This window comes from Algisphaera agarilytica (genome assembly GCF_014207595.1).
Classification (GTDB): domain Bacteria; phylum Planctomycetota; class Phycisphaerae; order Phycisphaerales; family Phycisphaeraceae; genus Algisphaera; species Algisphaera agarilytica.
In genome coordinates, this window is record NZ_JACHGY010000001.1 from 705,393 (window position 1) to 729,540 (window position 24,148).

20 protein-coding genes are annotated in these 24,148 nt (G+C 62.9%); 9 read left to right on the plus strand and 11 right to left on the minus strand.

Going from position 1 to position 24,148, the window contains the following annotated elements:
* The first annotated feature begins 118 nt into the window (after positions 1 to 118).
* The 4 genes from ftsH to HNQ40_RS03080 all read left to right on the plus strand — a co-directional run bounded on the left by ftsH (position 119) and on the right by HNQ40_RS03080 (position 5,807).
* Positions 119 to 2,242 carry an ATP-dependent zinc metalloprotease FtsH gene (gene ftsH, locus HNQ40_RS03065; RefSeq protein WP_184676272.1) on the plus strand — a complete coding sequence of 708 codons (2,124 nt, stop codon included), beginning with the start codon at positions 119 to 121 and terminating at the stop codon, positions 2,240 to 2,242.
* Between the two features lie 253 nt (positions 2,243 to 2,495).
* Positions 2,496 to 4,472 (plus strand): methyl-accepting chemotaxis protein, encoded by a 1,977-nt coding sequence (locus HNQ40_RS03070; protein WP_184676274.1) that lies wholly within the window; start codon positions 2,496 to 2,498, stop codon positions 4,470 to 4,472.
* Positions 4,473 to 4,522: 50 nt separating this feature from the next.
* Positions 4,523 to 5,233 (plus strand): type II secretion system protein, encoded by a 711-nt coding sequence (locus HNQ40_RS03075; RefSeq protein WP_184676276.1) that lies wholly within the window; start codon positions 4,523 to 4,525, stop codon positions 5,231 to 5,233.
* A 163-nt stretch (positions 5,234 to 5,396) separates the two neighbouring features.
* Entirely contained in the window at positions 5,397 to 5,807 is a 411-nt protein-coding gene (locus HNQ40_RS03080; RefSeq protein ID WP_184676278.1) for a hypothetical protein, read from the plus strand.
* Between the two features lies 1 nt (position 5,808).
* Here HNQ40_RS03080 and HNQ40_RS03085 read toward each other — a convergent pair whose 3' ends face one another.
* The 3 genes from HNQ40_RS03085 to fusA form a co-directional block, all read right to left on the minus strand.
* Positions 5,809 to 7,413: a glycosyltransferase family 39 protein gene (locus HNQ40_RS03085; RefSeq protein ID WP_184676281.1), complete on the minus strand. Its 1,605-nt coding sequence runs from the start codon at positions 7,411 to 7,413 to the stop codon at positions 5,809 to 5,811.
* Positions 7,414 to 7,445: 32 nt separating this feature from the next.
* The gene (locus tag HNQ40_RS03090; protein ID WP_184676283.1) at positions 7,446 to 8,660 is read right to left on the minus strand and encodes a glycosyltransferase; all 1,215 of its coding nucleotides are present in this window, start codon (positions 8,658 to 8,660) and stop codon (positions 7,446 to 7,448) included.
* A 153-nt stretch (positions 8,661 to 8,813) separates the two neighbouring features.
* Positions 8,814 to 10,952 (minus strand): elongation factor G, encoded by a 2,139-nt coding sequence (gene fusA, locus HNQ40_RS03095; protein WP_184676286.1) that lies wholly within the window; start codon positions 10,950 to 10,952, stop codon positions 8,814 to 8,816.
* 248 nt (positions 10,953 to 11,200) lie between these two features.
* Between fusA and HNQ40_RS03100 the strand changes: the two genes are divergently transcribed.
* From HNQ40_RS03100 to frr, 4 genes are all read left to right on the plus strand, one after another.
* Positions 11,201 to 12,487: a glycosyltransferase family 87 protein gene (locus tag HNQ40_RS03100; RefSeq protein WP_184676288.1), complete on the plus strand. Its 1,287-nt coding sequence runs from the start codon at positions 11,201 to 11,203 to the stop codon at positions 12,485 to 12,487.
* A gap of 9 nt (positions 12,488 to 12,496) precedes the next feature.
* Positions 12,497 to 12,985: an NYN domain-containing protein gene (locus tag HNQ40_RS03105; protein ID WP_184676290.1), complete on the plus strand. Its 489-nt coding sequence runs from the start codon at positions 12,497 to 12,499 to the stop codon at positions 12,983 to 12,985.
* Between the two features lie 115 nt (positions 12,986 to 13,100).
* Positions 13,101 to 13,892 carry a UMP kinase gene (pyrH, locus tag HNQ40_RS03110; RefSeq protein ID WP_184676293.1) on the plus strand — a complete coding sequence of 264 codons (792 nt, stop codon included), beginning with the start codon at positions 13,101 to 13,103 and terminating at the stop codon, positions 13,890 to 13,892.
* 97 nt (positions 13,893 to 13,989) lie between these two features.
* Positions 13,990 to 14,556, plus strand: a complete 567-nt coding sequence (gene frr, locus HNQ40_RS03115) for a ribosome recycling factor (RefSeq protein ID WP_184676295.1) — start codon at positions 13,990 to 13,992, stop codon at positions 14,554 to 14,556.
* Between the two features lie 151 nt (positions 14,557 to 14,707).
* Here the strand turns inward: frr and HNQ40_RS03120 are convergent, their stop codons facing one another.
* From HNQ40_RS03120 to HNQ40_RS03130, 3 genes are all read right to left on the minus strand, one after another.
* Entirely contained in the window at positions 14,708 to 15,397 is a 690-nt protein-coding gene (locus HNQ40_RS03120; RefSeq protein WP_184676299.1) for a lysophospholipid acyltransferase family protein, read from the minus strand.
* Complete coding sequence (locus tag HNQ40_RS03125; RefSeq protein ID WP_184676301.1) at positions 15,394 to 16,062, minus strand: lysophospholipid acyltransferase family protein; 669 nt, start codon at positions 16,060 to 16,062, stop codon at positions 15,394 to 15,396. The genes HNQ40_RS03120 and HNQ40_RS03125 overlap by 4 nt, the downstream gene beginning before the upstream one ends.
* Before the next feature lie 106 nt (positions 16,063 to 16,168).
* Positions 16,169 to 17,521, minus strand: coding sequence for a sulfatase-like hydrolase/transferase (locus tag HNQ40_RS03130; RefSeq protein WP_184676304.1), 1,353 nt, complete (start codon positions 17,519 to 17,521; stop codon positions 16,169 to 16,171).
* Between the two features lie 335 nt (positions 17,522 to 17,856).
* Between HNQ40_RS03130 and HNQ40_RS03135 the strand changes: the two genes are divergently transcribed.
* Positions 17,857 to 19,896 (plus strand): ABC-F family ATP-binding cassette domain-containing protein, encoded by a 2,040-nt coding sequence (locus tag HNQ40_RS03135; RefSeq protein WP_184676306.1) that lies wholly within the window; start codon positions 17,857 to 17,859, stop codon positions 19,894 to 19,896.
* A 3-nt stretch (positions 19,897 to 19,899) separates the two neighbouring features.
* Here the strand turns inward: HNQ40_RS03135 and HNQ40_RS18035 are convergent, their stop codons facing one another.
* The 5 genes from HNQ40_RS18035 to HNQ40_RS03160 all read right to left on the minus strand — a co-directional run bounded on the left by HNQ40_RS18035 (position 19,900) and on the right by HNQ40_RS03160 (position 24,055).
* Entirely contained in the window at positions 19,900 to 20,244 is a 345-nt protein-coding gene (locus HNQ40_RS18035; RefSeq protein WP_221435350.1) for a DinB family protein, read from the minus strand.
* 236 nt (positions 20,245 to 20,480) lie between these two features.
* Entirely contained in the window at positions 20,481 to 21,311 is an 831-nt protein-coding gene (locus HNQ40_RS03145; RefSeq protein ID WP_184676308.1) for a sugar phosphate isomerase/epimerase family protein, read from the minus strand.
* A 72-nt stretch (positions 21,312 to 21,383) separates the two neighbouring features.
* Complete coding sequence (locus HNQ40_RS03150) at positions 21,384 to 21,947, minus strand: hypothetical protein (RefSeq protein ID WP_221435351.1); 564 nt, start codon at positions 21,945 to 21,947, stop codon at positions 21,384 to 21,386.
* Positions 21,948 to 22,025: 78 nt separating this feature from the next.
* The gene (locus HNQ40_RS03155; protein WP_184679166.1) at positions 22,026 to 22,937 is read right to left on the minus strand and encodes a prepilin-type N-terminal cleavage/methylation domain-containing protein; all 912 of its coding nucleotides are present in this window, start codon (positions 22,935 to 22,937) and stop codon (positions 22,026 to 22,028) included.
* Positions 22,938 to 23,512: 575 nt separating this feature from the next.
* Entirely contained in the window at positions 23,513 to 24,055 is a 543-nt protein-coding gene (locus tag HNQ40_RS03160; protein ID WP_184676312.1) for a hypothetical protein, read from the minus strand.
* Positions 24,056 to 24,148 lie beyond the last annotated feature (93 nt).

Genomic DNA, 24,148 nt, shown 5'->3' on the forward strand with positions numbered 1-24,148 from the left:
TGTTTCACCATGAAGCCCCCCGCCGGGCTACAATACCGTTCTGAACCATCCCGCTTCCTCGACGCCTGCGGCCGGCAAACGCCCTACGATCACACGGCCGCCCCCTCAAGAAACCCCGATGTCTGACGAAAAAGACCCCAAAATCAACCGCGGTGACGACAAGCGGCCCGCCCGCGACAACGGCAACCGCTCCGGCAAGGACGACAAGCCCACCGGCCGTGGCGGCGGGCCGGGCAACAACGGCAAGCCCAACAACGTCATGTCCCGCGGCGCGTTCGCGTGGATCATGGTCGGCATCATCGCCCTGGTCATGCTCCTCCTGGTTAACTCGGCCCAGAACTCGGCCAGCGAAGTGTCCTGGAAAGAGTTCTACGAACGCGCCCAGAACGGCGACTTCGACACCAACGAATCGCTGGTCGTGAAAAACGACCGCATCATCGGCCAGCTCCGCGAAGGCCTCACCGGCGAGATCGTCACCAAGGCCCCCAACGGCCGTATCTTCACCCCCATCAGCATCGAGACGAAGACCTACCGCTTGTTCCTGCTGGACAAGATCGGCTACGGCAACGTCAAGGAAGATGCCGGCAGCAACCTGCTGGTGCAGATCCTGATCGCCTGGGGCCCGATCCTGCTGATCCTGTTCCTGATCTACTTCTTCGTGTTCCGCAGCATCCGTGGCGCGGGCGGCGGGCCGGGCGGCATGCTCGGCAGCTTCGGCCGGTCCAAGCACAAAGTCCTCAACAAAGAACACTCGAACATCACCCTGGCCGACGTCGCGGGTATCGACGAAGCCAAGGACGAAGTCGGCGAGATCATCGAGTTCCTCAAGAACCCCAAGAAGTTCCAGCGTCTGGGCGGCCGCGTGCCGCGTGGTGTGCTGCTGATCGGTCGGCCGGGTTGCGGTAAGACGCTGCTGGCCAAGGCCGTGGCGGGCGAGGCGGATGCGCCGTTCTTCTCGATCTCTGGCTCGGACTTCGTCGAGATGTTCGTCGGCGTGGGTGCATCCCGTGTTCGCGACCTGTTCAAGCAAGCGAAAGACAGCTCGCCGTGCATCATCTTCCTGGACGAAATCGACGCCGTCGGCCGTCGCCGTGGCAGCGGGTTTTCGTCCGGTGGTCACGATGAACGTGAGCAGACGCTTAACGCGATCCTCGTCGAGATGGATGGCTTCGACAGCTCCGACCAGGTCATCGTGATGGCCTCGACCAACCGCGCGGATGTACTCGACCCGGCGTTGACCCGTCCGGGCCGGTTCGACCGCCAGGTGCAGGTGCAGCTGCCCGACATCAAGGGCCGGCTGGAGATCCTCAAGGTCCACGCCCGCAAGATCAAGCTCAATCCCCAGGCCGACCTCGAGAAGCTCGCCCGCGGCACGCCGATGTTCTCCGGTGCCGAGCTCGCGGCGATCATCAACGAGGCTGCCATCGGTGCGACCCTGCAGAACAAGGACTTTGTCGAGCAGGAAGACCTCGAAGAGGCCCGCGACAAGGTGCGCTACGGCCGATCGCGCAAGTCGCACAAGATCGAAGAAGAAGAGAAGAAGGTCATCGCCTACCACGAGGCCGGCCACGCCGTGGTCATGTACTACGACGAGCACTCCGAGCCGCTGCACAAGGTGACGATCATCCCGCGTGGCCAAGCGTTGGGTGCCACGTTCATGCTGCCCGACAAAGATCGCCACATCCAGAGCAAGCAGCAGCTGCTCTCGATGATGCGTGTCAGCTACGGCGGCCGGATCGCCGAGCAGATGTTCACCGGCGACCAGTACAACGGCACCGCCGGCGATATCCGCCAGGTCATGGGCGTCGCCCGGGCGATGGTGACCGAGTACGGCATGTCCGAAAAGCTCGGCTTCCAGATGCTGGGCGTCGATAGCCAGGCCCAGCCTTGGGAGCAGCCCGACAAGCTGTACTCGGATGAAACCGCCGAGCTCATTGATGCCGAGATCAAACGCCTGATCGATACGACGTATCAGGAAACCGTCGATCTCATCACCGAGCACAAGCAGCAGACCGAAGACCTCGCCCAGGCGCTGCTGAAGTACGAGACGCTGACCTACGAAGAGGTCGACAAGATCATGAAGGGTGAGCCCCTGAACAAGGCCACCGTCAGCGACCTGCTCGCCGCGGAGAAAGAAAAGCTCGAAGCCGAGCAAGCGGCACAGGCGGATGAGCCTTCGACCGATCGGGCAGCCGACGGCGACGACGACCCCGCCCCGGGCATCATGCCCACGCCCGCATAAAAGCCGTCGCACTCCAAACCCAATCACTCCCGACACCCTTTCCCAAGGGTGTCTTTTTTTGGTCCAGATAACCGCTGCACCAAGGCCATCGACCTCTCGTAGGAGAGTTATCCGGTCTTACGAATCGATTAATCGGTTTCATGAGCCGGCTTTGCTTAAACCCTCGACGAAACGGCTCACCCCACTCACATTTCTTGCCGAAGGCTGATTCGATACAGGTTTACCCTGAATAGAAACACTTCGAGAGGCTTCCATGTCCATTAAATTCAAACTCACTCTGCTCGCAGCCATCCCGCTCCTGGCGATCGCCCTGATGGGGATCAACAGCACTCTGGCCAACGCCCGGGTGGCCGGTGAGATGAAAGACATCCAGACCCTTGCCGACCTGGCGGTGCGCGTCAGCGCCTTGGTGCATGAAACCCAGAAGGAACGCGGCCGTACCGCGGGCTTCCTCGGCAGCAAGGGCGCGAAGTTCACCGCCGAGCTCTCGGATCAACGTAAGCTCGCGGACCAGCGCATCGCAGAGTTGTACGACTTCCTCGAAACGTTCGACGCCACCCACTTCGACCCCGCCTTCCAGGACAGCTTTGCCGCGGCGCTCGACGACCTCGAACAGATCCAAGGCAAACGCCAGGCCGTCTCTTCTCAGAGCATCACCACCGGCGACGCGCTGGGCTACTACACCGCGATGAACGGCAAGTTCCTCGACGCCATCGGCGTGATGTCAGAGCAGAGCATGGACGCGGACCTGACGCGGTCGATCACCGCCTACGTCCACTTCCTCAAAGGCAAGGAACGCGCCGGCATCGAGCGTGCGGTGCTGGCCAACACCTTCGCCGCCGACGCCTTCGGCCCGGGCATGTACAAAAAGTTCGTCTCGCTCGTCACCCAGCAGGACATCTACCTCAACGAGTTCAAGGCCCTCACCTCTGACGAAGCGTTGGCGTTTATCGACGAGGCCTCGGCCGACCCGTCCTTCGCCCAGGTGCAGTCCTACCGCGACACGGCGTTTGCCAACGCCGACAGGGGCAACTTCGGCGTCGATCCCGGCGTGTGGTTCAGCACGATCACCAACAAGATCAACAAGCTGAAAGAAACCGAAGACTTCCTCTCCGCCGAATTGCAAGGACAGGCCGAAGCGGCGGCTTCATCGGCGGCCAATACGATGCTTGCTTTCGCGGCTGCCACCGGCCTGATTGTTTTGCTTGGTGTCGCCGGGGCCTGGTTCATCATGCGTTCGATCAACCGCCCCATCGGGAAGCTGGTCGCCACGATCAACGAGATCCAAACCACCAATAATCTCAACCTCACTGCTGATACCTCCGCCAAAGGCGAAGTCGGCCAACTCGCTGGCTCCTTCAACGAGTTTGTAGGCACCCTCCGCGACATCATCGGTCAGGTCAGCCAATCCAGCGAAGAAGTCGCCGCCGCCGCCACCGAGGTCGCCGCGTGTAGCGATGAGCTCGCCCGTGGGATGGGTGAGCAGTCGTCTCAGGTCATGTCGATGAGCGCCGCCATCGAAGAGATGTCGGCCAGCGTCGTCGAGGTCGCCCGGCAAGCCAGCGACGCCGCGGGTGACGCCGACCAAGCCGGCAGCGTGGCCCGCGAGGGGCAAGGTGTGGTGCGCCAGACCGTCGACGGCATGCAGAGCATCAAAGACGCCGTGACCCACTCCGCTCAAGCCGTCTCCGAACTCGGCAAACGCGGCGAACAGATCGGTGAGATCATCGCCGTCATTAACGATATCGCCGACCAGACCAACCTCCTAGCCCTCAACGCCGCGATCGAAGCGGCCCGCGCCGGGGAGCACGGCCGCGGGTTCGCCGTCGTCGCCGACGAGGTCCGCAAGCTCGCCGACCGCACCACCCAGGCCACCGACGAGATCAGCCAGTCGATCATCGCGATCCAGAAAGACACCACCTCGGCCGTCGGCCGCATGAACACGGGCACCGATCAAGTCAACCACGGTGTGGAAACCGCCACCCAGGCCGGGACCAGCCTGGAGCAGATCGTGGGCACCTCCGAGAGTTTGGCCACCAAGGTGCAATCTATCGCCGCGGCCGCCGAGGAGCAGTCCTCCGCGGCCCAGGAAGTGGCGCTGGGCATCGAGCAGATCAACACCGTGAGCTCGTACTCCCTTGAGGGGACCCGCCAGGCCAACAAGGCTTCGGACCACCTGTCCCGCAAGGCCGAAGAGCTGCGGGAACTGGTCAGCCGATTCAACACGTAAAATCCCAAACCCGCCAACCGATCGCGCGCTATCGGGGCTATGCTTCTGCCATGCCCCAACGCCAAGCCTTCACGCTGATCGAACTCCTTGTCGTGATCTCGATCATCGCGATCCTCATCGGTATCCTGCTCCCCGCCCTCGGGGCCTCGCGCAAAGCCGCCCGCAACGTCGTTTGCCAGAGCAACCTGCGCAGCATCCACCAGCTCATCCACGTCTACGCCAGCGACTTCGATCAGAACATCCCGGTCGGCTACCGTGACACCAGCGCCAGCTTTCCGCCCCGCCTGCAATTCAACGCCAACGTCTACAGCGGCTTCGCCAGTAAGTTCGTGCTCTACGGCTGGCTGCACGAGCACGGGCTCATGGAGACACCCGAAGTCTTCTACTGCCCCGCCGAAACGAGCGAAGGGCAATCTTTCGATTCCGCCTCCAACCCCTGGCCACCCGGCACGCCGGGACAAAACGTCCTCACGAGCTACGGCATGGCCCCGCTCGCCCCCATCCCCGACGATGCCGTCAACGCCACCAACCTGCCCAAGCTCGACCTGCTCGGCCAGCAAGCAATCCTGGCCGACAGCGTCGGACTCCCCGAACGGGTCGATTCCCGCCACGGCGATGGTGTCCACGCGCTCTACGCCGACGCGGCCGTCCGCTGGATCGACCGCGATCGTTTCGATGCCGACCTTGAAGTGATTACTTCGCTGAGCGACACCTTCAACCCGCAGCAGCAGGCGATCTGGGACGTGATCAACGAGCGCTAAGCCGACAGAAGTGGGACTCCTCCCGCGGGGATTCTCCGCCTTGCACCACTCAAATCCAAACGCTCGCGGTAAGATCGGCACAGGTTGATTTCACGCGCGAGACCCAAGCTTGGCTGAGAACACCCGGCACTACAAGTTCCATCAAGGGAGAGCCGCTCACACCATGCGTGTGCTGATCCCTCTGTTTTTCGTAGCGTTTGCCGTCACCGCGTTTCTTTCTGGAGACGGCGGCGTGTGTATCGGTACCGGCATCAGCTTCTTCGCCATCCTGGCGGCCGTCGGCCTCTCGTTCAATCACTACACGGTGATCGACTTCGACCACGGCTGGGTCCAGCGGTGGACCACGGGGTTCTGGGGCGTCCCGGGAGACGTCAAAACCTACAGCTTCCACGAATTCAACGAGGTCCGGGTCACGCAAGACGAAGAGAGCTTTGAGCTGATCCTGATGCGTGGCCGCAAGAAACTGCGGTTAACGTGGGGCGGGGAAGAGCTATGCGAAGAAGGCAAAACGCTAGCGGGCCTGATGCGGCTGCCGCTGGATGACCGCAGCGAGCGAGCCAACCCTGCGGAATAATCTATTCCGCCAATCGGTACTCGCGCACGACGATACGGCCGAACTTCCCTATAGACGCCGGATCACCCAACACCGCGACGCTGTTTTCCCACTGCTCGGCGGGCCGGCTGGTGATCAGCCAGACCGTTTGGTATCCCTTGGCCCTCTCTTCGAGACGGTCCCGGGCGACGCGTTCGAGGGTGATGAAGTACGCCGTGGGGGCCTCGCCGTCGAACTCCGCGGCGGACAGATCGACCAGCCCGATGCGGTCGGCGGGGCCGGTGTCTTGAGGGTAGTAGTAATCGAACGCGGTGTCGTGGGGCTCCCAGATGAACACGAGCAGGTCGCCCGCCTCGTCGTGGTCCCGCACGTAGTCCGCGGCCCGGTCCCAAGGCGACTTCTCGATCAGGGCGTAGGAGGAGTGCACGTTCTTGGTCGACAGCAGCAGCAGGAAGCCGACGACGCCCAGACGCAGCGGCGTCGGCCGGATGGACATCAAGCCCGCCGCCATAAGCGCGAACATCGCCGGGGCGGTCCAGATGACCGCCCGGGTCAGGAACATCGGCCTCCACTGGCTGAGGGCGTACAACAACATGATGCCGCCCACGCCCATCCCCAGACACATCAGCAACGCCACCGGCCGCTTCCGCCAGGCCAACAAACCCAGGAGCATCGTGATCAGCCCCAGCGCCAACGCCACGAGGCCGATGCGGTTGAGGTGGTCGTAGAGGTAGATCTGCTCGAACGACTGCCAAACCGATCCCCAGTTCGCATCGGGGATCCACCAGTTGGTCTGCAGGCGGTTGGTCGCCTGGCCCATGATGCGCGGGATCCACCAGGCCCACCCCACGAGCACCAGCACGTTAGCGGCGAACCAGTTCCCGAAGAAGCCCCACCGCCGGCCGCCCGCCGTGAGCCACCAAGTGAAGGTCAAAAGCTGGATGCACGCCATCGGGACGACGGCGGTGTTGTGCGTGTAGAGCATCACCAGCGACGAGAGGATGTACCCCGCCCAGGCCAAGCCTAGGCGGAGACTCGCTTCGCCTTCGGCCGTGGACGGATTGTCCCCGCGCTTCCACCAGAGCCGACTCGCCGCGATCGGATGCCGCAGGAGAACCGAGAGGCAGACCATCGCGCCGAGGGCGAACGTGGTCATCATGCCGTAGGCCCGGGCTTCCTGGGCGTATTCGATCTGCATGGCCGCCACGGCATACAACGCCGCCGCCACCAGCCCCGTCCGCCGCCGCACCTCCGGGGCCGCCAGCCCCGCCGCGAGCAGGTAGGTCAATCCGATCGATGCCACACCCAGCACCGCCGACAGCGACCGCAGCGCCGCCTCCGATTCGCCGAACACCAGCCAAAGCCGCTGGACGCTGTAGTACAGCGGCGGGTTGGTCTCCAACACCGCCAACGGCCCCCAGAGCTCGCCCAGCGTTCGGCGGGCAAACCGCAGGGTCGCGCCCTCGTCACGCCACAGCGGCAGCACACCGATGCGGTAGAACCGCAGGGCCGTCCCGATCAACACTACCACGGCGAGCGCCAGCAACGCCGGGCCGCGTCGCTCGAGCAAGGCAGCCGAAGCCGCGGGTGCTTGGGGTGTGGTGGAGGCGTCGGCCGATTCGTTCAATCGTCTGTTCTCGCAGGTGTAGGGGCGGGCGTTCACACGGCCGAGGAAGGCTCAGCTTCGGCTGAATCTTCTGGCACGTCCACCGGTTGTTTGGCCTGGGCCTCGGCTCGCTGGGCGTAGCTGCGGCGTTTGAACACGAAGAAGCGGTTGCCCAGGAAGTTGAACATCATGCCCGCGCCAATCCCGATGACCGCCGAGAGCTGCAGCCCCAGGCCGAAGCCCGACAGCAGCGTCTGCCGCATGACGTAGGCCACGATGTAGTTGATCGTCGCGCCCGCCGAGGTGACCGTGAAGTACCCGGCCATCTGCTTCCAGAAGTTGCCGCCCCGCGCGTAGCCGAAAGTGAATCGGCGGTTGAGCAGGAAGTTGCTGAGCACGCTCACGGCGATGCCGCCAAGCAACGCCACGCCATCGGCAGCGCCGAGCAGCGACAACACGGTCAGGGTGACCAGGTTCACGACCATGCCCGAGCTGCCCACCGCCAGGAACTGCAAAAGCTCCATCGCGGTCGAGAACTTGTAGATGTACAGCCGGCGGAGGTGTTGGATGTAGAGCAGTTGCTGGCGGAGCGTGAGCTTGCTCTCGCCCAGGTCGCGGTCGCGGAAGTGGATCGGCACCTCGCCGACGTTCTCCAGCCGACACTTCACGATCAGCTCCAACGCGATCTTGTAGCCGACCGGGTTGAGGTCTTTGGCGTTGTCGAAGTCTTCTTTGCGCATCGCGAAGAATCCCGCCATGGGGTCCTTGCTGTCGGTGAGCGGCCGAGCCAGAAGCGTGGCGATGCGGCTGTTGAGCCAGCGGAACAAGCCCCAGTCGTCGTCGGTCGATCCGCCGGGGACGTAGCGCGAGCCGATGACGAACTGCTGGCCGGACTGCAGGGCGAGGATGAGGTGGGGGATGCGTTCGGGGGGGTGGCTGAGGTCGCAGTCCATGCAGACGATGGCCGGGTGGGTGGCCGCCTTCATGCCGTCGATCACCGACTGGCTCAGCCCGGGGTCTTCGGTCCGCACGAGGATACGGACCCAGGGGTAGCCGCAGTTCTCGACCGCCTCGACGCTGCCGTCCCGGCTGTTGTCGTCGGCGAAGATCAGCTCGAACTCGGCGTCGTAGGCCTCGGCCAGCGCGGCGATCCGCTCGATCAGGCGGGGGATGTTCTCCACCTCGCGGAACGTGGGCACGACGATACTGACCGGCGTGTGAAGCCGGATACTGGCCAGCTCGAGCTGAGCGATGTCGTTGTCTTCCACGTGGTCCGGCCCCTGCTTGGTGGGTGTCTCCCGACGAGTCGGGAGCTTCAGGTTATACCCTACATCGTTTAAGGGAGACACCAACTTAAAAAAAACGCCCACGGCGAGGGCCGTGGGCGTGGTGGGGTCTGGATTTCCGGGATAGCTAAGCGATTAGCCTTCCTGGTTTTCGAGGATGGTCTTGGCGACGTTGGCGGGGACCGCGGCGTACTTCAGCGGCTCCATGGCGTAGGACGCACGGCCCTGGCTCATGCCGCGGAGGCTGTTGGAGTAGCCGAACATCTCCGAGAGCGGGGCCTCGGCGGTGATGATGCGGACCACGCCACGCTCTTCGTCGCCGACGATGATCGCACGGCGGCGGTTGAGGTCGCCGGTGACGTTACCGAAGAACTCGTCGGGGGTGGTGACGACGACCTTCATGAGCGGCTCCATGAGCTGGAGGCCGGCCTTCTTGGTCGCTTCCTTGAATGCCAGGGTGCCGGCCATCTCGAAGGCGATCTGCGAGGAGTCAACGTCGTGGTACTTACCGTCGGTGAGCTCGACCTTGACGCCCAGCAGCGGGTAGCCCGCGAGGACGCCGGAGATCGCGGTGTTGCGGCAACCGACGCCGACCGAGGGGATGAACTCGCGGGGGATGGCACCGCCAGCGATCTTGTCGACGAAGACGACGCCGTCTTCCCACTTGAGCTCTTGCTCTTCAGCTTCTTCCTCGGTGATGGGCGAGACGTTGATCGTACAGTCGCCGAACTGACCGCGGCCGCCGGACTGCTTCTTGTGGATGCCGCGGGCTTCGGCGGAACCGGTGATGCATTCCTTGTAGGCCACGCGGGGTTGGCCGACGTTCACGCCGATCTTCATGTCACGGGTGAGCTTAGTGGTGATGATGTCCAGGTGCAGCTCGCCCATGCCGGCGATGATGGTCTGGCCGGTTTCTTCGTCGTAGTTGGCTTGGAACGACGGGTCTTCGCGGCGGATGGTGCCCAGAGCGTTGGACAGCTTTTCCTTGTCGCCGGCGGTGGCGGGCTCGATGGACATCGAGATCACGGGATCGGGGAAGTCCATCCGGTCGAGGACGATCGAGTCGTCCGCGTCACACAGGGTTTCACCGGTGTAGCTGTTCTTGAGGCCGACCACGGCGACGATCTCGCCGGCGAGCGCTTCGTCGCGGGCCAGGCGGTCCTTCGAGTGCATCTCGAAGATACGGCTGACGATCTCTTTCTTGCCGTTGTTGGAGTTGAGCACGCGGGTGCCCTTGGTCAGCTTGCCGGAGTAGATGCGGACGTAGGTCAGGTCGCCGTGGGCGTCGTTGACGATCTTGAAGACCAGGGCCGACAGCGGCGCGTTTTCGTCGTGGGGACGGGTGAGGCGCTTCTCGGCGTCGTCCGGATCGGTACCTTCGGTCTCGGGCACTTCGGTGGGGTTGGGCAGGTAGTCGATGACGCCGTCGAGCAGCTTCTGCACGCCGATGTTTTGGAGGGCCGAGCCGCAGAAGGTCGGGTGGATTTCTTTGGACAGCGTGCCCTTACGCAGCGCGGCGGTGATCTGCTCGTTGCTGATCTCTTCGCCGCCGAGGTACAGCTCAGCCAGATCGTCGTCGACGTCGCAGGCGCCTTCGATCATCTCTTCACGCTTCTGCTCGGCGAGTTCTTTGAGCTCGTCGGGGATTTCTTTTTCTTCAACGACCGAACCCATGTCGCCGGTGAAGTAGAACGCCTTCATGGCGAGCAGGTCGACCAGGCCTTCGAACTCGTGGCCGGCGCCGATCGGGATCTGCACGGGCACGGCCTTAGCGCCGAGGCGCTCGCCGATGGAGTCGAAGCTGAATTGGAAGTCGGCACCGATCTTGTCCATCTTGTTGATGAAGCAGATGCGGGGCACGCCGTAACGCTCGGCCTGACGCCAAACGGTTTCGGACTGGGCTTCCACGCCTTCCTTGCCGTCGAACACGACGACCGCGCCGTCGAGGACCCGCATGGAGCGTTCGACTTCCATGGTGAAGTCGACGTGGCCGGGGGTGTCGATCAGGTTGCAGGTGTACTCGATGCCGTCGCGGGTCCAGGGGCAGGTGGTGGCCGCCGACTGGATGGTGATGCCGCGGTCTTGCTCGTCCTGGAGGTGGTCCATGGTGGCGGTGCCGTCGTGGACTTCACCGATCTTGTAGGACTTGCCGGTGTAGTAGAGCACGCGTTCGGTGGTAGTGGTCTTGCCCGCGTCGATGTGGGCGCAGATGCCGAAGTTACGGGTCTTCTGCAGGCGGGTGAGTTTGCCGGTCGGGGTGGTGGTGGTGCTCATGGGTGGTACGTGGGTTAGCGGGATGACCGGACCGAAATAATCAGGGTTTACGGCCGAGGAACTGGAAATGCCTCACAGATGTGGCATGTTATGTCTGGCATCCCGCCGATTCTCTGGGGAATGGGCGGGCGAGCCGCGTAATTTAACAGGTGGACCCACTGGGTCAAGCCTGAACGCCGGGATCACTGTCCAGGAGAGGCCCCAAATTGTCCGGGAAATCAACAAAACGGTGGCTTTGGATCGGGCGGGTGGTCCTATTGGGCTGGATGCTGGGCGTCATGCTCCCGTACGTCCTGTCGTCGCCCGAGCACGTGGATTTCCCCCAGCTTTACATGGCCGGGACCATTGCGGCCCAGGGCGAATGGGACGCCCTGTACGCCACCCCCCTGCCCGACGCCCAGCTGAACCCCGCCTACCCCACCGCCTCGACCCCCCACGCCGACTACCTCCGGCTGGCCCAGGAGCGGGGCGTGCCCCCCGAGAGCCTCCGCTACATCTATCCCCCGCCCGCCGCCCTGCTGTTCTGGCCGTTGGGGCTGATGACGTACGACTCCGCAATCCTGGCCTTCGCGGTTCTGTCCTGCCTCACCGTGTGGCTGGTCGGGGTCCAGGCGGGGCTGATTTACCGCCACTTTGCGGGCCAGCCCAGCCGGATCGAACTGGTGCTGACCGCCCTGGTTTGCATCTGCCCGGCCATGATCAACGGTACACGCGCCCTGAACATCGCCATGGTCAGCTCCGCGTTCATCGGCATGGCGGTCCTGGCTCTGCTACGCCGATCCGACCTCCACACCCCGTGGTCGCTAGCGCTGGGGGGGATTTTCAAAGCCACCTCCGGGCCGTTAGTCATCGTCGCCGCGGCCTTGGGAAGGTGGCGTGCGATCGTGGGGACGATCTCGGTCACCGTCGCCATCGTGGGGCTGAGCCTGCTGGTCATGGGGGCGGGCCCGTTTGAAAGGTTCTTCCAAGACATCGCCCCGAACCTGACCACCACTACCCCCGAAGTCTCCAACCAGTCCCTGGCGGCGGTTTTGCTGCGTCAGGGATGGATCGAACCCAACGGCAACGCCCTGGGCTGGATACGGCGTCTGGGAATCGTATTGCTCCTGGCCACGGCCGTGGCCACCCGGCACCAGACACGTCGTCATCCGGAGCAAAAGGCTGCCCTGCTCATGGCCGGGCTGTACCTGGCGATGCTGACTTGGATGGTGTTCAACCCGCTGTTCTGGAGCCACTACCAGATGGTCCTGGCGCCGTTCTGGGGCTGGCTCGCCTGGGAACTGCACCGCGAGGCCCGGGCGGGGCGTTGGGTGTGGGTCGGGCTGCTGGGGGTGAGTTTTGCCAGCGTGTGGTTCCCCGCCACGATCGTGCTGAACCAGAAATTCGCGACCCCGGAATTGATCACCTCGCATGTGTTGTGGGCGACGCTGGTGCTGGCCGTATTCACGGGGTGGCGACTGTTCAAGCCTTTGCCCGACACGGATAACGAACAAACCCCGGGTAATACCCCGACCGACGACGCCCCCGCCGCGTAAAGTGCGTTCATGCCGTTGATCATCGACTGCTACAACGTGCTGCACGTCTCGATGCCCCCGATGCTCGCCGGGCTCAGCGAAGCGGGGTTGTGCCACGCCCTGGTCCGGACCAAGTGGGCGGCCTCGGGCCAACCCATCACCGTGGTCGCCGACGGCCGGCCCAAACCGCTCGGAGTGGAAGCATCGCCCGTCGCCGAGGTGGACCTGGTCTACGCCGGCAGCCACCGCTCGGCCGACGACCTGATCATCGACCTCATCAACGCCCACTCCGCCCCGCGTCGCCTCACCGTGGTCAGCAGCGACCGCGTGATCCGCACCGCCGCCCGACGCCGCCGGGCCAAAGACCTGGCCAGCGAAGACTTCATCGATCAGCTCTGCGACCAGCTCCGAAAGCATGCCCAGGGCCCGCCCCCGCTGGCCCGCCCCCAGTTTGCCCCGCTCCCCCCCGAACTGGTGCAACGCTGGAAGAAAGCCTTCGGGTTCAAAGAACACGACTAACCCCTGCCGCTTGCGGCTTAGCGCCTGACCACACCCCCTAAGCCGCAAGCGGCAGGTTAAAAGGTTGTCACCGCCACTTGACGAAACCCCTTTTGGAAACTCCAATTACATCACCATGACCGAACCCGTCATCCAACTCGCCACGCCCCACTACCGCCGTGTCCTCCTCAAGATCAGCGGCGAGGCCCTGAGCGGCGAGGGTGGCTTCGGCGTCGACCCGGATGAGCTCCGCCTCATCGCCCACGAGATCGCCGAGGCCGCCAAGGTCAACGCCGAGGTCGACCCCAATCGGCTCCGCCGCGAGGGCGACAAGCCCAACGCCGGCACGCAGATCGCCGTGGTCGTGGGCGGGGGCAACATCATCCGCGGCGCGGCCCTCGCCGAGCAAGGCGTCATCCCCCAGGCCGTCGCCGACCAGATGGGCATGCTCGGCACCGTCATCAACGCGCTCGCCCTCAAAGAAGCGCTGGAAAACATCGGCCAACCCGCCCGCGTCATGTCCGCCCTGATGGTGTCTTCGGTCGCCGAGAACTTCATCCGCGGCCGTGCGCTACGTCACCTGGAAAAAGGCCGCGTCGTCATCTTCGCCGCCGGCACGGGCAACCCCTTCAGCACCACCGACTCGGGCGCCAGCCTCCGCGCCAGCGAGATTTCCGCCGACGTCGTGCTCAAGGCCACCAAGGTCGACGGCATCTACGACAAAGACCCCAACAAATTCAACGACGCGGTCCGCTTCGAATCGCTCTCGTTCGACGAAGCAATCAACCGCGACCTCAAGGTCATGGACATCGGCAGCTTCGCACAGTGCCGAGCCCAAAACATCCCCATCGTCGTCTTCGACATGAAAGTCCCCGGCAACATCGCCCGTGTCGTCGCCGGCGAATCCATCGGCACGCGGGTCGGCTGAAAACACTAAAGTGTGATCGCATCATTTCTTGATTGCCAGGAATGATCCAATCCCTCATTCAAGAAATCACACAATCTCACTTGGAGCACCGCGACTCATGGACCTCGACGAAATCCTCATGGAAGCCGAAGAATCGATGGAGAAAGCCATCGACTACGCCAAGTCAGAGATGAAAGGCGTCCGCACCGGCCGGGCCCAGCCGTCGATGCTGGAGATGGTCAAGGTCGAGTGCTACGGCGCCGAGTCTGAGCTCCGCAGCGTCGCGCTCATCAGCGCCCCCGAGCCCACCCAGCTCCTGGTCAAGCCCTTCGACCCCAGCACCACCAACGAGATCGCTAAAGGCCTCGAAAAGGCTGGCCTCGGGTTCAACCCCCAGGTCGATGGCAAGCAGATCCGCCTCAACATCCCCGCCCTCTCCGGCGACCGCCGCAAGCAACTCGCCGCCAGCGTCAAGCAGATGGGCGAGCAAGCCAAGGTCACCATCCGCAACGCCCGCCGCGACGCCAACAAGCACATCGACACCGCCGGCAAAGACAAATCGCTCGGCCTGTCCGAAGACGACGTCTCGGGCACCAAGAATGAAGTCCAAGACCTGCTGAAGAACTACGAAGGCATTGTCGAGAAGATGGTGGGTGAGAAGACCAAGGAAATCGAAGAGGTCTAAGCCTCGGGTTTTCGACTGATTCGCAAACCCCTTCGGACTTACATTACCCCTCCGACCGGCTTCGCCGGCCACCTCCCCCGACGGGGGAGGGATTATTGCCTTGCCCCCTCTCCCCTCGGGAGAGGGTTAGGGTGAGGGCACGCGACTGATGTCAGTCGTGCCGATGCTCATCAAGCCGACGAGCGAGTTCCACCACCGCTTCCCGCCAGCGTTCTTCAAGTTCTTTCTGCGCCGCCCGCGTTTCCAAATCCTCGCGCACGAACAATGGCTCACCAAACGCCACGTAGAAACGAGTGCGCGAAAACGGGAGCCACGCCATCACGCCCGAACTCTTGGCGGTGTCCAGGATCAGCGTGGGGATCACCGGCACATCCGCCAGCCGGGCGATCCGGCCGAAGCCCGAGCGGAACTCGCCGCCGTGCAACACCGAGTCTTCCTCCGGCGTGATCTTGCCCTCGGGAAACATGCACACCACCCGCCCGGCTTGCAGCCGCGACACGATCGTGCGCACCGCCGCCGCATCGACTTTGCCCCGGTCGAGCGTGATGGTGTTGAACAGCTTGTAGAACGCCCCGACGCCGGGCACGCCCATGACCTCGACGATGCTGACGAAGTCGATGATGCGCGGCACGCCGTACATCAGGCCGGGGATGTCGAACGGGCTGGTGTGGTTCGCCACGACGAGGTACCCGCCCTCCCGCATCGCGTGCTGCTGGCCATGGAGAATCCGGCGGTGGGTGACGGCGTAGATCGGGCGGCACACCACACGCATGAAGTAGTTGAACTTGTCGCGCACGGGGGCGGTGAACATCGCCTTGAGGTCGCCGGTCCAGCTGTTCATGGCTTGACCTCGCCCGGGATGTCGAAACGCTCCTGCATCTGCCGGTACACCCGCCGCATGGCCTGGGCCAACTCGGCTGAGCTCGCGGCGCGCGACGCCCGGCCGGGCCGTGCATCACCGGCAACCCGGATCGGCTCACCCAACCCGATCCACAACCGCCCCGTCCGCAACGGTAGCCACGGCATGACACGCCGGAACTGCTCACTGCCCAGCACCACACACGGCACGATCGGCACCCCGCTCCGCCGAGCCAACAACCCCGCCCCCCCTTTCACCGGCCCGCCGTTCAGCACCGAATCGTCGCCCGACATGATCTCCCCCTCGGGGAACAGCGCGATCGGCCGACGCTTCTCCAAACGACGCAGCGCCTCACGCACCCCCGGCAACGCCTGCCCGTACCGATCGATCCGCACGCAACCCGCGTGCTCCACGCACCACCGCGCGATCGGCGTCTCGTAAAACTCAGCCCGGGCCATGAAGTCCAGCTTCCGCCGCAGGAGCGCCCCCACCACGACCGGGTCGTAGTGCGACAGGTGCGCGATCGCCAGGATGTACGGCTGCCCCTTGGCGGGAAGATGCTCCCGCCCCACAAACGCGCAGCGCGACGTCACACGAAAGATCGCGTGGATGCCCGTGGCAATCGCGGTGTTGTTGAGCAGACTCATGAGCCCAGAGTGTCGCAGGATCGCCAGGGACCTGCATGCGAAAATTTAGCCCCGGGTCAGTGACCCGGGGCCGCCGCGGCACCCATGGGATTTCAAACCGCTCCACTCACCCCCGCAACGGCATCAACACCCCCGACAGATGCAGCCGCATCTGCAGCACCAGCTTCCGCGTCGTGGCGGTGTTGTCGTGGATCAGGTTGACCTTTTCTTCGGGGTCTTCGAGCAGATCGAACAGGCCCAGGCACTTGCGGTCGCCGGTGCGGAACACGGCTTTGTGCCGCTCGGTTTCGACGAGCAACCGGTCGTGGAACTCCGACAGGTTGGCGGGCGGCACGGGAAGCACGGGCTCGGCGTTGAAGATCGGCAGGACGCTGCGCCCCGCGACGCTTTCGGGGTGGTCCGCTCCGCCGAGGTGGGCGATCGTCGGCGCAACATCGACCACGCTGAACAGGCCGTCCTGGAATTTTTCCTTCGGCGGCGACACGCCGGGCGCGTCCGGCGGTGTGACGATGAGCGGCACCTCGATCGAAGGCGCCAGGAACGAGCGGTGGCCGATCAGGCCGTGCTCGCCGAGCAGTTGCCCGCGGTCGGAGGTGAGCACGGTCCAGGTGCGGTCGGCGTCTTTGCGTTTGGACAACGCCTCGTTGAACCGGCCGACGCCGTGGTCAATCAGGCTGACCCGGCCGAGGTAGTCGGCCCGGATGCGTGCGACCTGATGCGGCTCGAGCCGTTGCAAGACCGAGCGCGGAAGCTCCGGCTCGACGAGCGCATCGAGCTGCTCGAACTTGGCCGGCACAAATCCCTTCGCCAGGTCCGCCCCTTCGACCAGCCCGTCGTAGTACATCGGCGGGGGCAGCTCGTTGCCCGGGCCGCTGAAGACCACGAACATCGCCCAGGGCTTGTCCTCGGGCATCCGGCCCAAGGCCTCGGCGGCCTGGGCGGCGATGAAACCGTCGATGTCTTCCTCGGGTTCGAGCATCAGCCGATCGGGCGCCAACGGGCCGGACCGCAGACGCTGCCGACGCTGCTGCGCGAGGGCCGGGGCGTGACCACGCGACCGCGCGGCGGCGGTGTACCAGCAGCGGTTGGGCTTGGGCTCGGGGTTGGCCACGCCTTCGGTGACCAGCGACTCGTCGAGCAGCGAGGCGAACGCGCCGACTTCGCCGACGCCCACGGTGTGGTACCCCGCGTCGGCGAGCCATGCGGGCAGGCCGTCGCGGAGGGGCTGGGGTTGTTCATCGTCACGCAGCTGGCCGTGCTGCCGGGCGTGGAGGCCGGTGAGCACGCTGGTCATCCCGCCGGGGTCGGCCGGGCTGGCGCTGCTGAGCACCAGGCGTACGCCGCGCTCTGCCAGATCGACCAGGTGGGGCGTGGGCAGGGGCCACTCGCGCTCATCGGATAATGCATCGCTGCGCAGGCCGTGGGCCAGCACGATTAATAGATTCCGCTTGTGATTCATGGGGGTGATTCGCTTCCCTATTTCCGTCCTCAACCAGAGGTGCCACACGCACCTGCCCGGAACTCCCCTGTCGCGATCGATGCCCCACCGTGATCCCCCATCGGACCGGTCGGGCGGCTTGCGTACGAACCGGCCCGCCCCCCTCTCTTTCGAGGCCCCGGGGCACGACCAGCACGACGATCGGCGTGGTTACGCCAACGCCCAACTATGCACGCGCAACCGGCCCGAGGCCACGCCAAATCACCACCAATTTTTCCACCTTCGGCTACACTGCGGGGCCCCTCGGGCACCCCAGAGACCGCCCGGAAACCCCCAAACCCCCGGATTGCCCCCGTATGGCCCTGCTCAGCGTCGCCAACCTCGTTTTTTCCTTCGGCGACCGCGCCATCCTCGACGGCGTCAACCTCACCGTCGACTCCGGCCAACACGTCGGCCTGGTCGGCCGCAACGGCTGCGGCAAGTCCACCCTCCTCAAAATGATCGCCGCCCTGGGCGGCACCAAGGGCCTGCCCTCGGGGCTCAAGCCCGAGTCCGGCCAGATCCAGCTCGCACGCGGCAGCTCCGCCGGGTACCTCCACCAGGACCACGACCTGGACATGAACCGCACCCTCCGCGAGGAGGCCGGCCACGCCTTCGCCGAGCTCGAGTCGCTCCACCAGCAACTCGAAGAAACGGCCGAGGCCATGGGGACCGCCGAGCCCGATCAGCTCGATGCGCTGATGAAAAAATATCAGCAGCTCGAAGAGCGGATGGAAGCGTCGGGCGGCTACGCGGTCGACCACAAGATCGACGAGACCCTCCACGGCCTCGGGCTCACCGATGCGATGTTCAACATCAAATGCGGTGACCTCTCCGGCGGACAAAAGGGCCGACTCGCCCTCGCCAAGCTGTTGCTCTCCGAGCCCGACCTATTGCTGCTCGACGAACCGACCAACCACCTCGACATCGCCGGCCGGGAATGGCTCGAAGGGTTCCTGTCGACCTACGCGGGCGGTGTCGTGCTGATCTCCCACGACCGCTGGCTTCTGGACCGCGTGGTCACGAAGATCTACGAACTCGAAGCGGGCCAGATGGTCGAGTACCCCGGCAACTACGCCAAGTTCCGCACCCTGCGAGCCGAGCGCATCGAAGACCAGCGACGGGCCTACGAGAAGCAGCAGACGCTGATCAAGTCCGAGCAGGGATTCATCGACAAGTTCCGCGCCGGCCAACGGGCCAAGCAGGCCCAGGGCCGTGAGAAACGTCTCGAACGATTCAAGCGCGACCACCTGATCGAGCCGCCCGTCGAGCTCGACGTGATGAAGCTCAACTTCAGCCCCAAGAAGAAGGGCAACGACGTCGTCGCCCAGGCCGAGAGCCTGAAGCTGGTGCACGACAACGACGGCACCGCCAAGCAGCTCTTCGAAAACGTCGACCTCACCATCAAGCGCGGCGACCGCCTGGGCGTCATCGGGCCCAACGGCGCAGGCAAGTCCACCATCATCCGCTGCCTGCTCGGCGAGCAGACCCCCACCGCCGGCACCGCGAAGATCGGCAGCCAGATCGACGTGGGCTTCTTCACCCAGACCCACGAACACCTGGACCTGTCACGCACCATCGTCGAGTACCTCCGCGACTACACGCCCAACGAGCTTGAGCAGGAAGCGCGCGACCTCGCCGGGGCGTTCCTCTTCTCGGGTGATTCGCAGGACAAGCCGTTGTCGGTGTTGTCCGGCGGCGAACGCGCCCGGGCCGTGCTCGCAGGCCTGGTCAACGGTGGGCACAACCTGCTGGTTCTGGACGAGCCCACCAACCACCTCGACATCCCCAGTGCCGAGCGTCTCGAAGACACCCTGCGCACCTACACCACCCAGCAGCAGGCGTATTCGACTGCGGGTAACCAGTCCCACGCCGGCACCCTGATCCTGATCACCCACGACCGGATGCTGCTGGACAACCTCGTCGACCAGCTCCTGGTCTTCGACGGCAACGGCAACTGCACGCTCTTCCTGGGCACCTATTCCGAGTGGCTGGAGCAACAAGAAAAAGCCGCCGCAGGCGTAAGCAATACAGCGCCCACCAACGACAAACCTAATCCCAAGCCCAAGCAAAAGAAGCCAAAAGACAAGAAACCCAAGGCCGAAAAGCCAATCGCCAAATCACCAGATCGGAAAATCACCAAATCCAACAACGGCGCCGCGTCCAAGATGAGCCAATCCAAACTCGAGTCGGAGATCGAACGCGTCGAGACCCGGCTCAACGAGATCGACTTCGCCCTGATGGACCCCGACGTCTACGCCGACGGCGAGAAGGTCAAAGCCCTGCAAGAAGAACGCGACACGCTCAAGAAGCAACTCGGCCCGCTCGAAAACGAGTGGATCGAACGCGCGGGTTGAGTCTTACGACCAGCCGTGGTGTTCGCGTAACCAAATAATCTGTCCAGCATGGTGTCGTGCGTGCCACGGATAGTCGGCCAGCACTTGGTCCAACGTGAAGGTTTGGCCGTGCTCGGGGTGGATATAGTTCCGAGCAAAATCGGTGGCTTGCATCCCGCGAAGCAAGACCACCCACCGCCGATGGATCGCCTCGAGCATCAGCAGCGCATCTTCGACATCCCCCGTCATGCTGTCGGCCAAACCCACCGTCGCCGCTTCGTCGTACGGCTTGATCGTCGGCTGTTCTTCGGTCAGCGCCAACTTGAACCTCAGCAGCGCATGGGCATGACTGTCCGCCACATGATGCACGATCTACCGCACCGTCCAGTGGCGATATGGCGTGTCCAATGCGTCATCGTTTAAACCCGCCACCGCTTCCCGCATGATGCTGGGGACCGTCGCGATCTCCGCGATCAAGCGTTCTCGATCGTCGGGTGTATGAGTAACAATCTGTGGAGGTGGTCCGGCTGGAAAGTCTGGGCTCTGATGCTCATCGTGCATGTGGGGAAGATACCACGCTGCACTTGCCAAGAGCGGGCCCACGCTCAGGTGGAAGACTGGTATCGCTCGACGATCAGCTTCAGGTATTGCTCCTGATCCATCGCCCAGTACTCCTCGCTGAATACCTCCACCTCGTTGAACCCCTGAAAGCCTGCGGCTTCAACCTTGGCGCGGATGCTGGGGATGTCGATACAGCCGTCGCCCATGAGCCCGCGGTCGGTGAGCATGTGCCGGGTCTCCAAACGCCAGTCGCAGACATGGAATCCGAAGAGCGTGCCCTGCTGCCCGGCCAACTCGATCTCTCGGTCGAGGTCGGGGTCCCACCAGACGTGATACACATCCACCGCGATACCCAACCACATCGACTGCAGCTGCTCGCAGATCGCGCGAGCCTCGGCCATGCGATTCACGCAGCTCTTGTCGCCGGCGTACATCGGGTGCAACGGCTCAATGCTCAGCTTCACGCCCACCGCTTCCGCGTGATCCAGACACGCCGCAATACCGTCCGCGGTGTGCTTCCGGGCTTCGGCGAGCGTCATCCCCGGCACCGCCCCGACCACGAGTACCACCTGATCCGCACCGAGCGCCGCGGCTTCATCGAGCATGACCTTGTTGTGGTCGATCGCCTTCTGTCGGTCCTCGGGAGCAAAGGCGGGAAAGAACCCGCCGCGTACATAAGCCGGCACCGCAAGCCCCGAGGCTTCAATAATATTCACCGCCTCATCGAGCCCGACCCCGCCCTCTTCAGGCGCAACCGTGTTTCGCCAAACACTGATGCCCCCGATGCTCGCCGCGGCGAAACGTTCGCAGCACTGAGCTAGCGACCAGGGCTTATGGGTCATGGTGTGGATAGCGCAACGTGATAGATCGGTCATGCACCGACTATAGCGGCCGGGCATACCCGATCTGGTCATCATTCCGTCAAACTCTGGACAAGCCCTCACCCATTAAGGGATGGTGTAGGCGAACTCACCACCGCCGCACGCATTCTTAGCGGCATCCGTCATGACCGCTTGGCCTTCAGAGGATTCGAGTGAAACCCATTCTCCTGCTTCGAGCATCGCAAGCGAGGCGACAACCTCCGATTCCGGTGCGGTCAGCACCCTAATCTGTTCTTCGGAAGCGGGGCCGCCCGTCTTCTTGATGTCTTTCATCGCCTCAACCGCCGCATCAGAATGCTTACGGACATAGGCGACCTGTGGCTCGGTGTTGCCCGACGAGCATTCAATGACATACGCGTGAACCGCTCGGTTGCCGTTCGAAAGAGTGACGGGCGGGAGTGTGTCGCTGCTCATTTTGATCAGAGACTTCTCCCCCACATCGTAGAACCACATTTTGGAAGGATAGCTTGAGTTTGAGTTACCAAGCACAAAGAAGTAAACCAACGCCAAGGCAACCACGAGCCCCGCGAGGGTACCCAAAGACGCTTGATTTTTGGCAAAAAAGCCGGATGAACCACTCATAAAACCAATACCTCGAAGAATTTTACTTGAACCGAAAGCCCACACCATCAGACCTGTAAATTGCCCGCCCCAGGCATGGGGCGGGCAACCGAAGGAATCAAATTATCACTCCCGCATCGGACGCGATCAAGGCTGCAGGTGATTCCACATCGAATCACCTTCGGTGCGGGCATCGGTGGTGCTACCAGTCGTGGTATTGAACGTGTTGATCAAAAGATCGCTTGATGCGTGGCCGTCTACGAAAGCCATGTTGGGGGTAGCGTTGTCGGCGGGATTAACACCGGGACCGACGGCATTCATGTGGCTGTAGATCCGGGAAGGACCACCCGCTGGCCAAAGAAACGCTTGATCAAAACCACGGGTGGTGGCGATGTACTCAAACGGGGCGACGACAGAACCATTGACCCAGCCTACAAGCCCGAGTTGCGTGTTGTAGTCGATCAGGGCAATCGTGTTTGAGGCTTTGGTGACATCATCAACCCGGGCGGTCCAGGCTTGGTCGATTTCAGCAGCGGTCGTGTCGTCCGTTCCGGTTCTAACCAAACCTGTTACGTGCGTCTCCTGCCAACCGTTCGCGTAAGTGCCGGGTTTAAACCCCGCGGTGAACGCGTAGCTGGCGATCTGCTCACTGGTCGCCCAGCGACGGTTCTTTGCGTCATCCAACGGACAACGCCAGATCCGAGCATCGACCAGACCTTCGTACCACCAGTTTCCGAGTTGATCGGCCCGACTTCTCAAGTCGAAAGCGTTTTGCAGATACGGGAACAACTGCTCGTGGTGAGAAAGGCTCGTCGCCGATCCATTGGTGTTGTTGTAGTTTGCCGGGTAGTGGAGGTCGTAATCCTCGGCATAGGTCAGAGCCGCAATATTGATCTGACGAACTTGGCTCAAACACGCGGCATATCGAGCGGTACGCCGAGCTGCCGACAGAGCAGGCAGCAGGATGCCGACCAGCAGCGCGATGATGCTGATTACAACCAGAAGTTCGATCAGGGTAAACCCTTTTCTATTCAGAGATGTACATGTATGAGGCGTCATGGCGATAGACCTTCTTTCGAGAAATGGAATGATTTATGACAGAAAGAGAGATGAGAACGATAAAGTACTTTGACAGCGATTAACTACTTAACTCATTATGCATCTAAATGATACCTAATACAAGCCCTAGAACCAAATATTTTCTTCGTTCGGACGGTTACGGAGAATGGATGAAATCAGAAAATATCGTAAACCATTTATTGCAAGCACCTTAAGAACCTGGAGTTGGCCCATTTTCTCCCGCCGAGCCCCCCCTGCGTCCCTCGCCACAAGCTCCTGTGGCGGGCACCTCCAGGCCCGAAGCTTTGACGATCTTCACCGGCTCATCGAGCCCCACACTGTCCTCCTAGGGCGCAACCGTGTTGCGCCAGATACTGACCCGCCGATACCCGCAGCGGCGTAACACTCACAGCACTGGGCGAGGAACAGGGGCTTGTTGGTCTTAGTGTGAATGGCGCATCGTGACAGATCGTTCATCGCACAAAGTTAACACGTCAAACCTTCCCAAATAAAGCGAAGGCCTTCAATTGGATAACAAGAACTGTCCATCTCAGGACTCGCGCTAAACCCGATGATCAGGGCCGAGTCAAAACCGCAGTGCCGCCGTCTGGACAAGAGGGCATCGTATCGATCTGCAACTGCATGCCCGGGCCACTATTTTCACCAAACCACTGCCCCGCATCGGGGCGGGAGAAAAGCCGATTTGGAGCAAAGCCCGAATTCTGCTCGGTCGGGTTAGTGAGCGATTCAAACCCTTTGGGGTCGTAGCGGGCAATGAAGGCGATTTTAGCGTCGATTGCTTCTAAATCCTCTTGCGTCATCCCCTCTTTGGGGCCGGTTGGATCGCCGCAGGCGTAGACAAAGGCGTCAACGACCGAGCCGGCGGAGCCGAGCGGTCCGTAATCAAAAGCCCCTCCCCCCGAATCGTCTGGCGAGATCGTATCGATCGTGGCGACGACGAGCTGCTTGGTGTTCAAGTCATACATCCACTTAGTTTCGGCGTAAGGGGTACCACCCCTTAAGTTCAAAAGAATCAGCAAGACCGCCAACAATAAAACGACGACGCATGCGATGACTGCAACCTGATTGTTTTCTGCGAGGTAAGAACGAAGACTCATTGTGGTTCCAGAAGGTTAATCGAAAGAACGGGGGAGGGGAGAGAAGAAAAGTGGCGGCGGGTAGATTCCCGCCGCCACTGGCTAAGTCAGTAG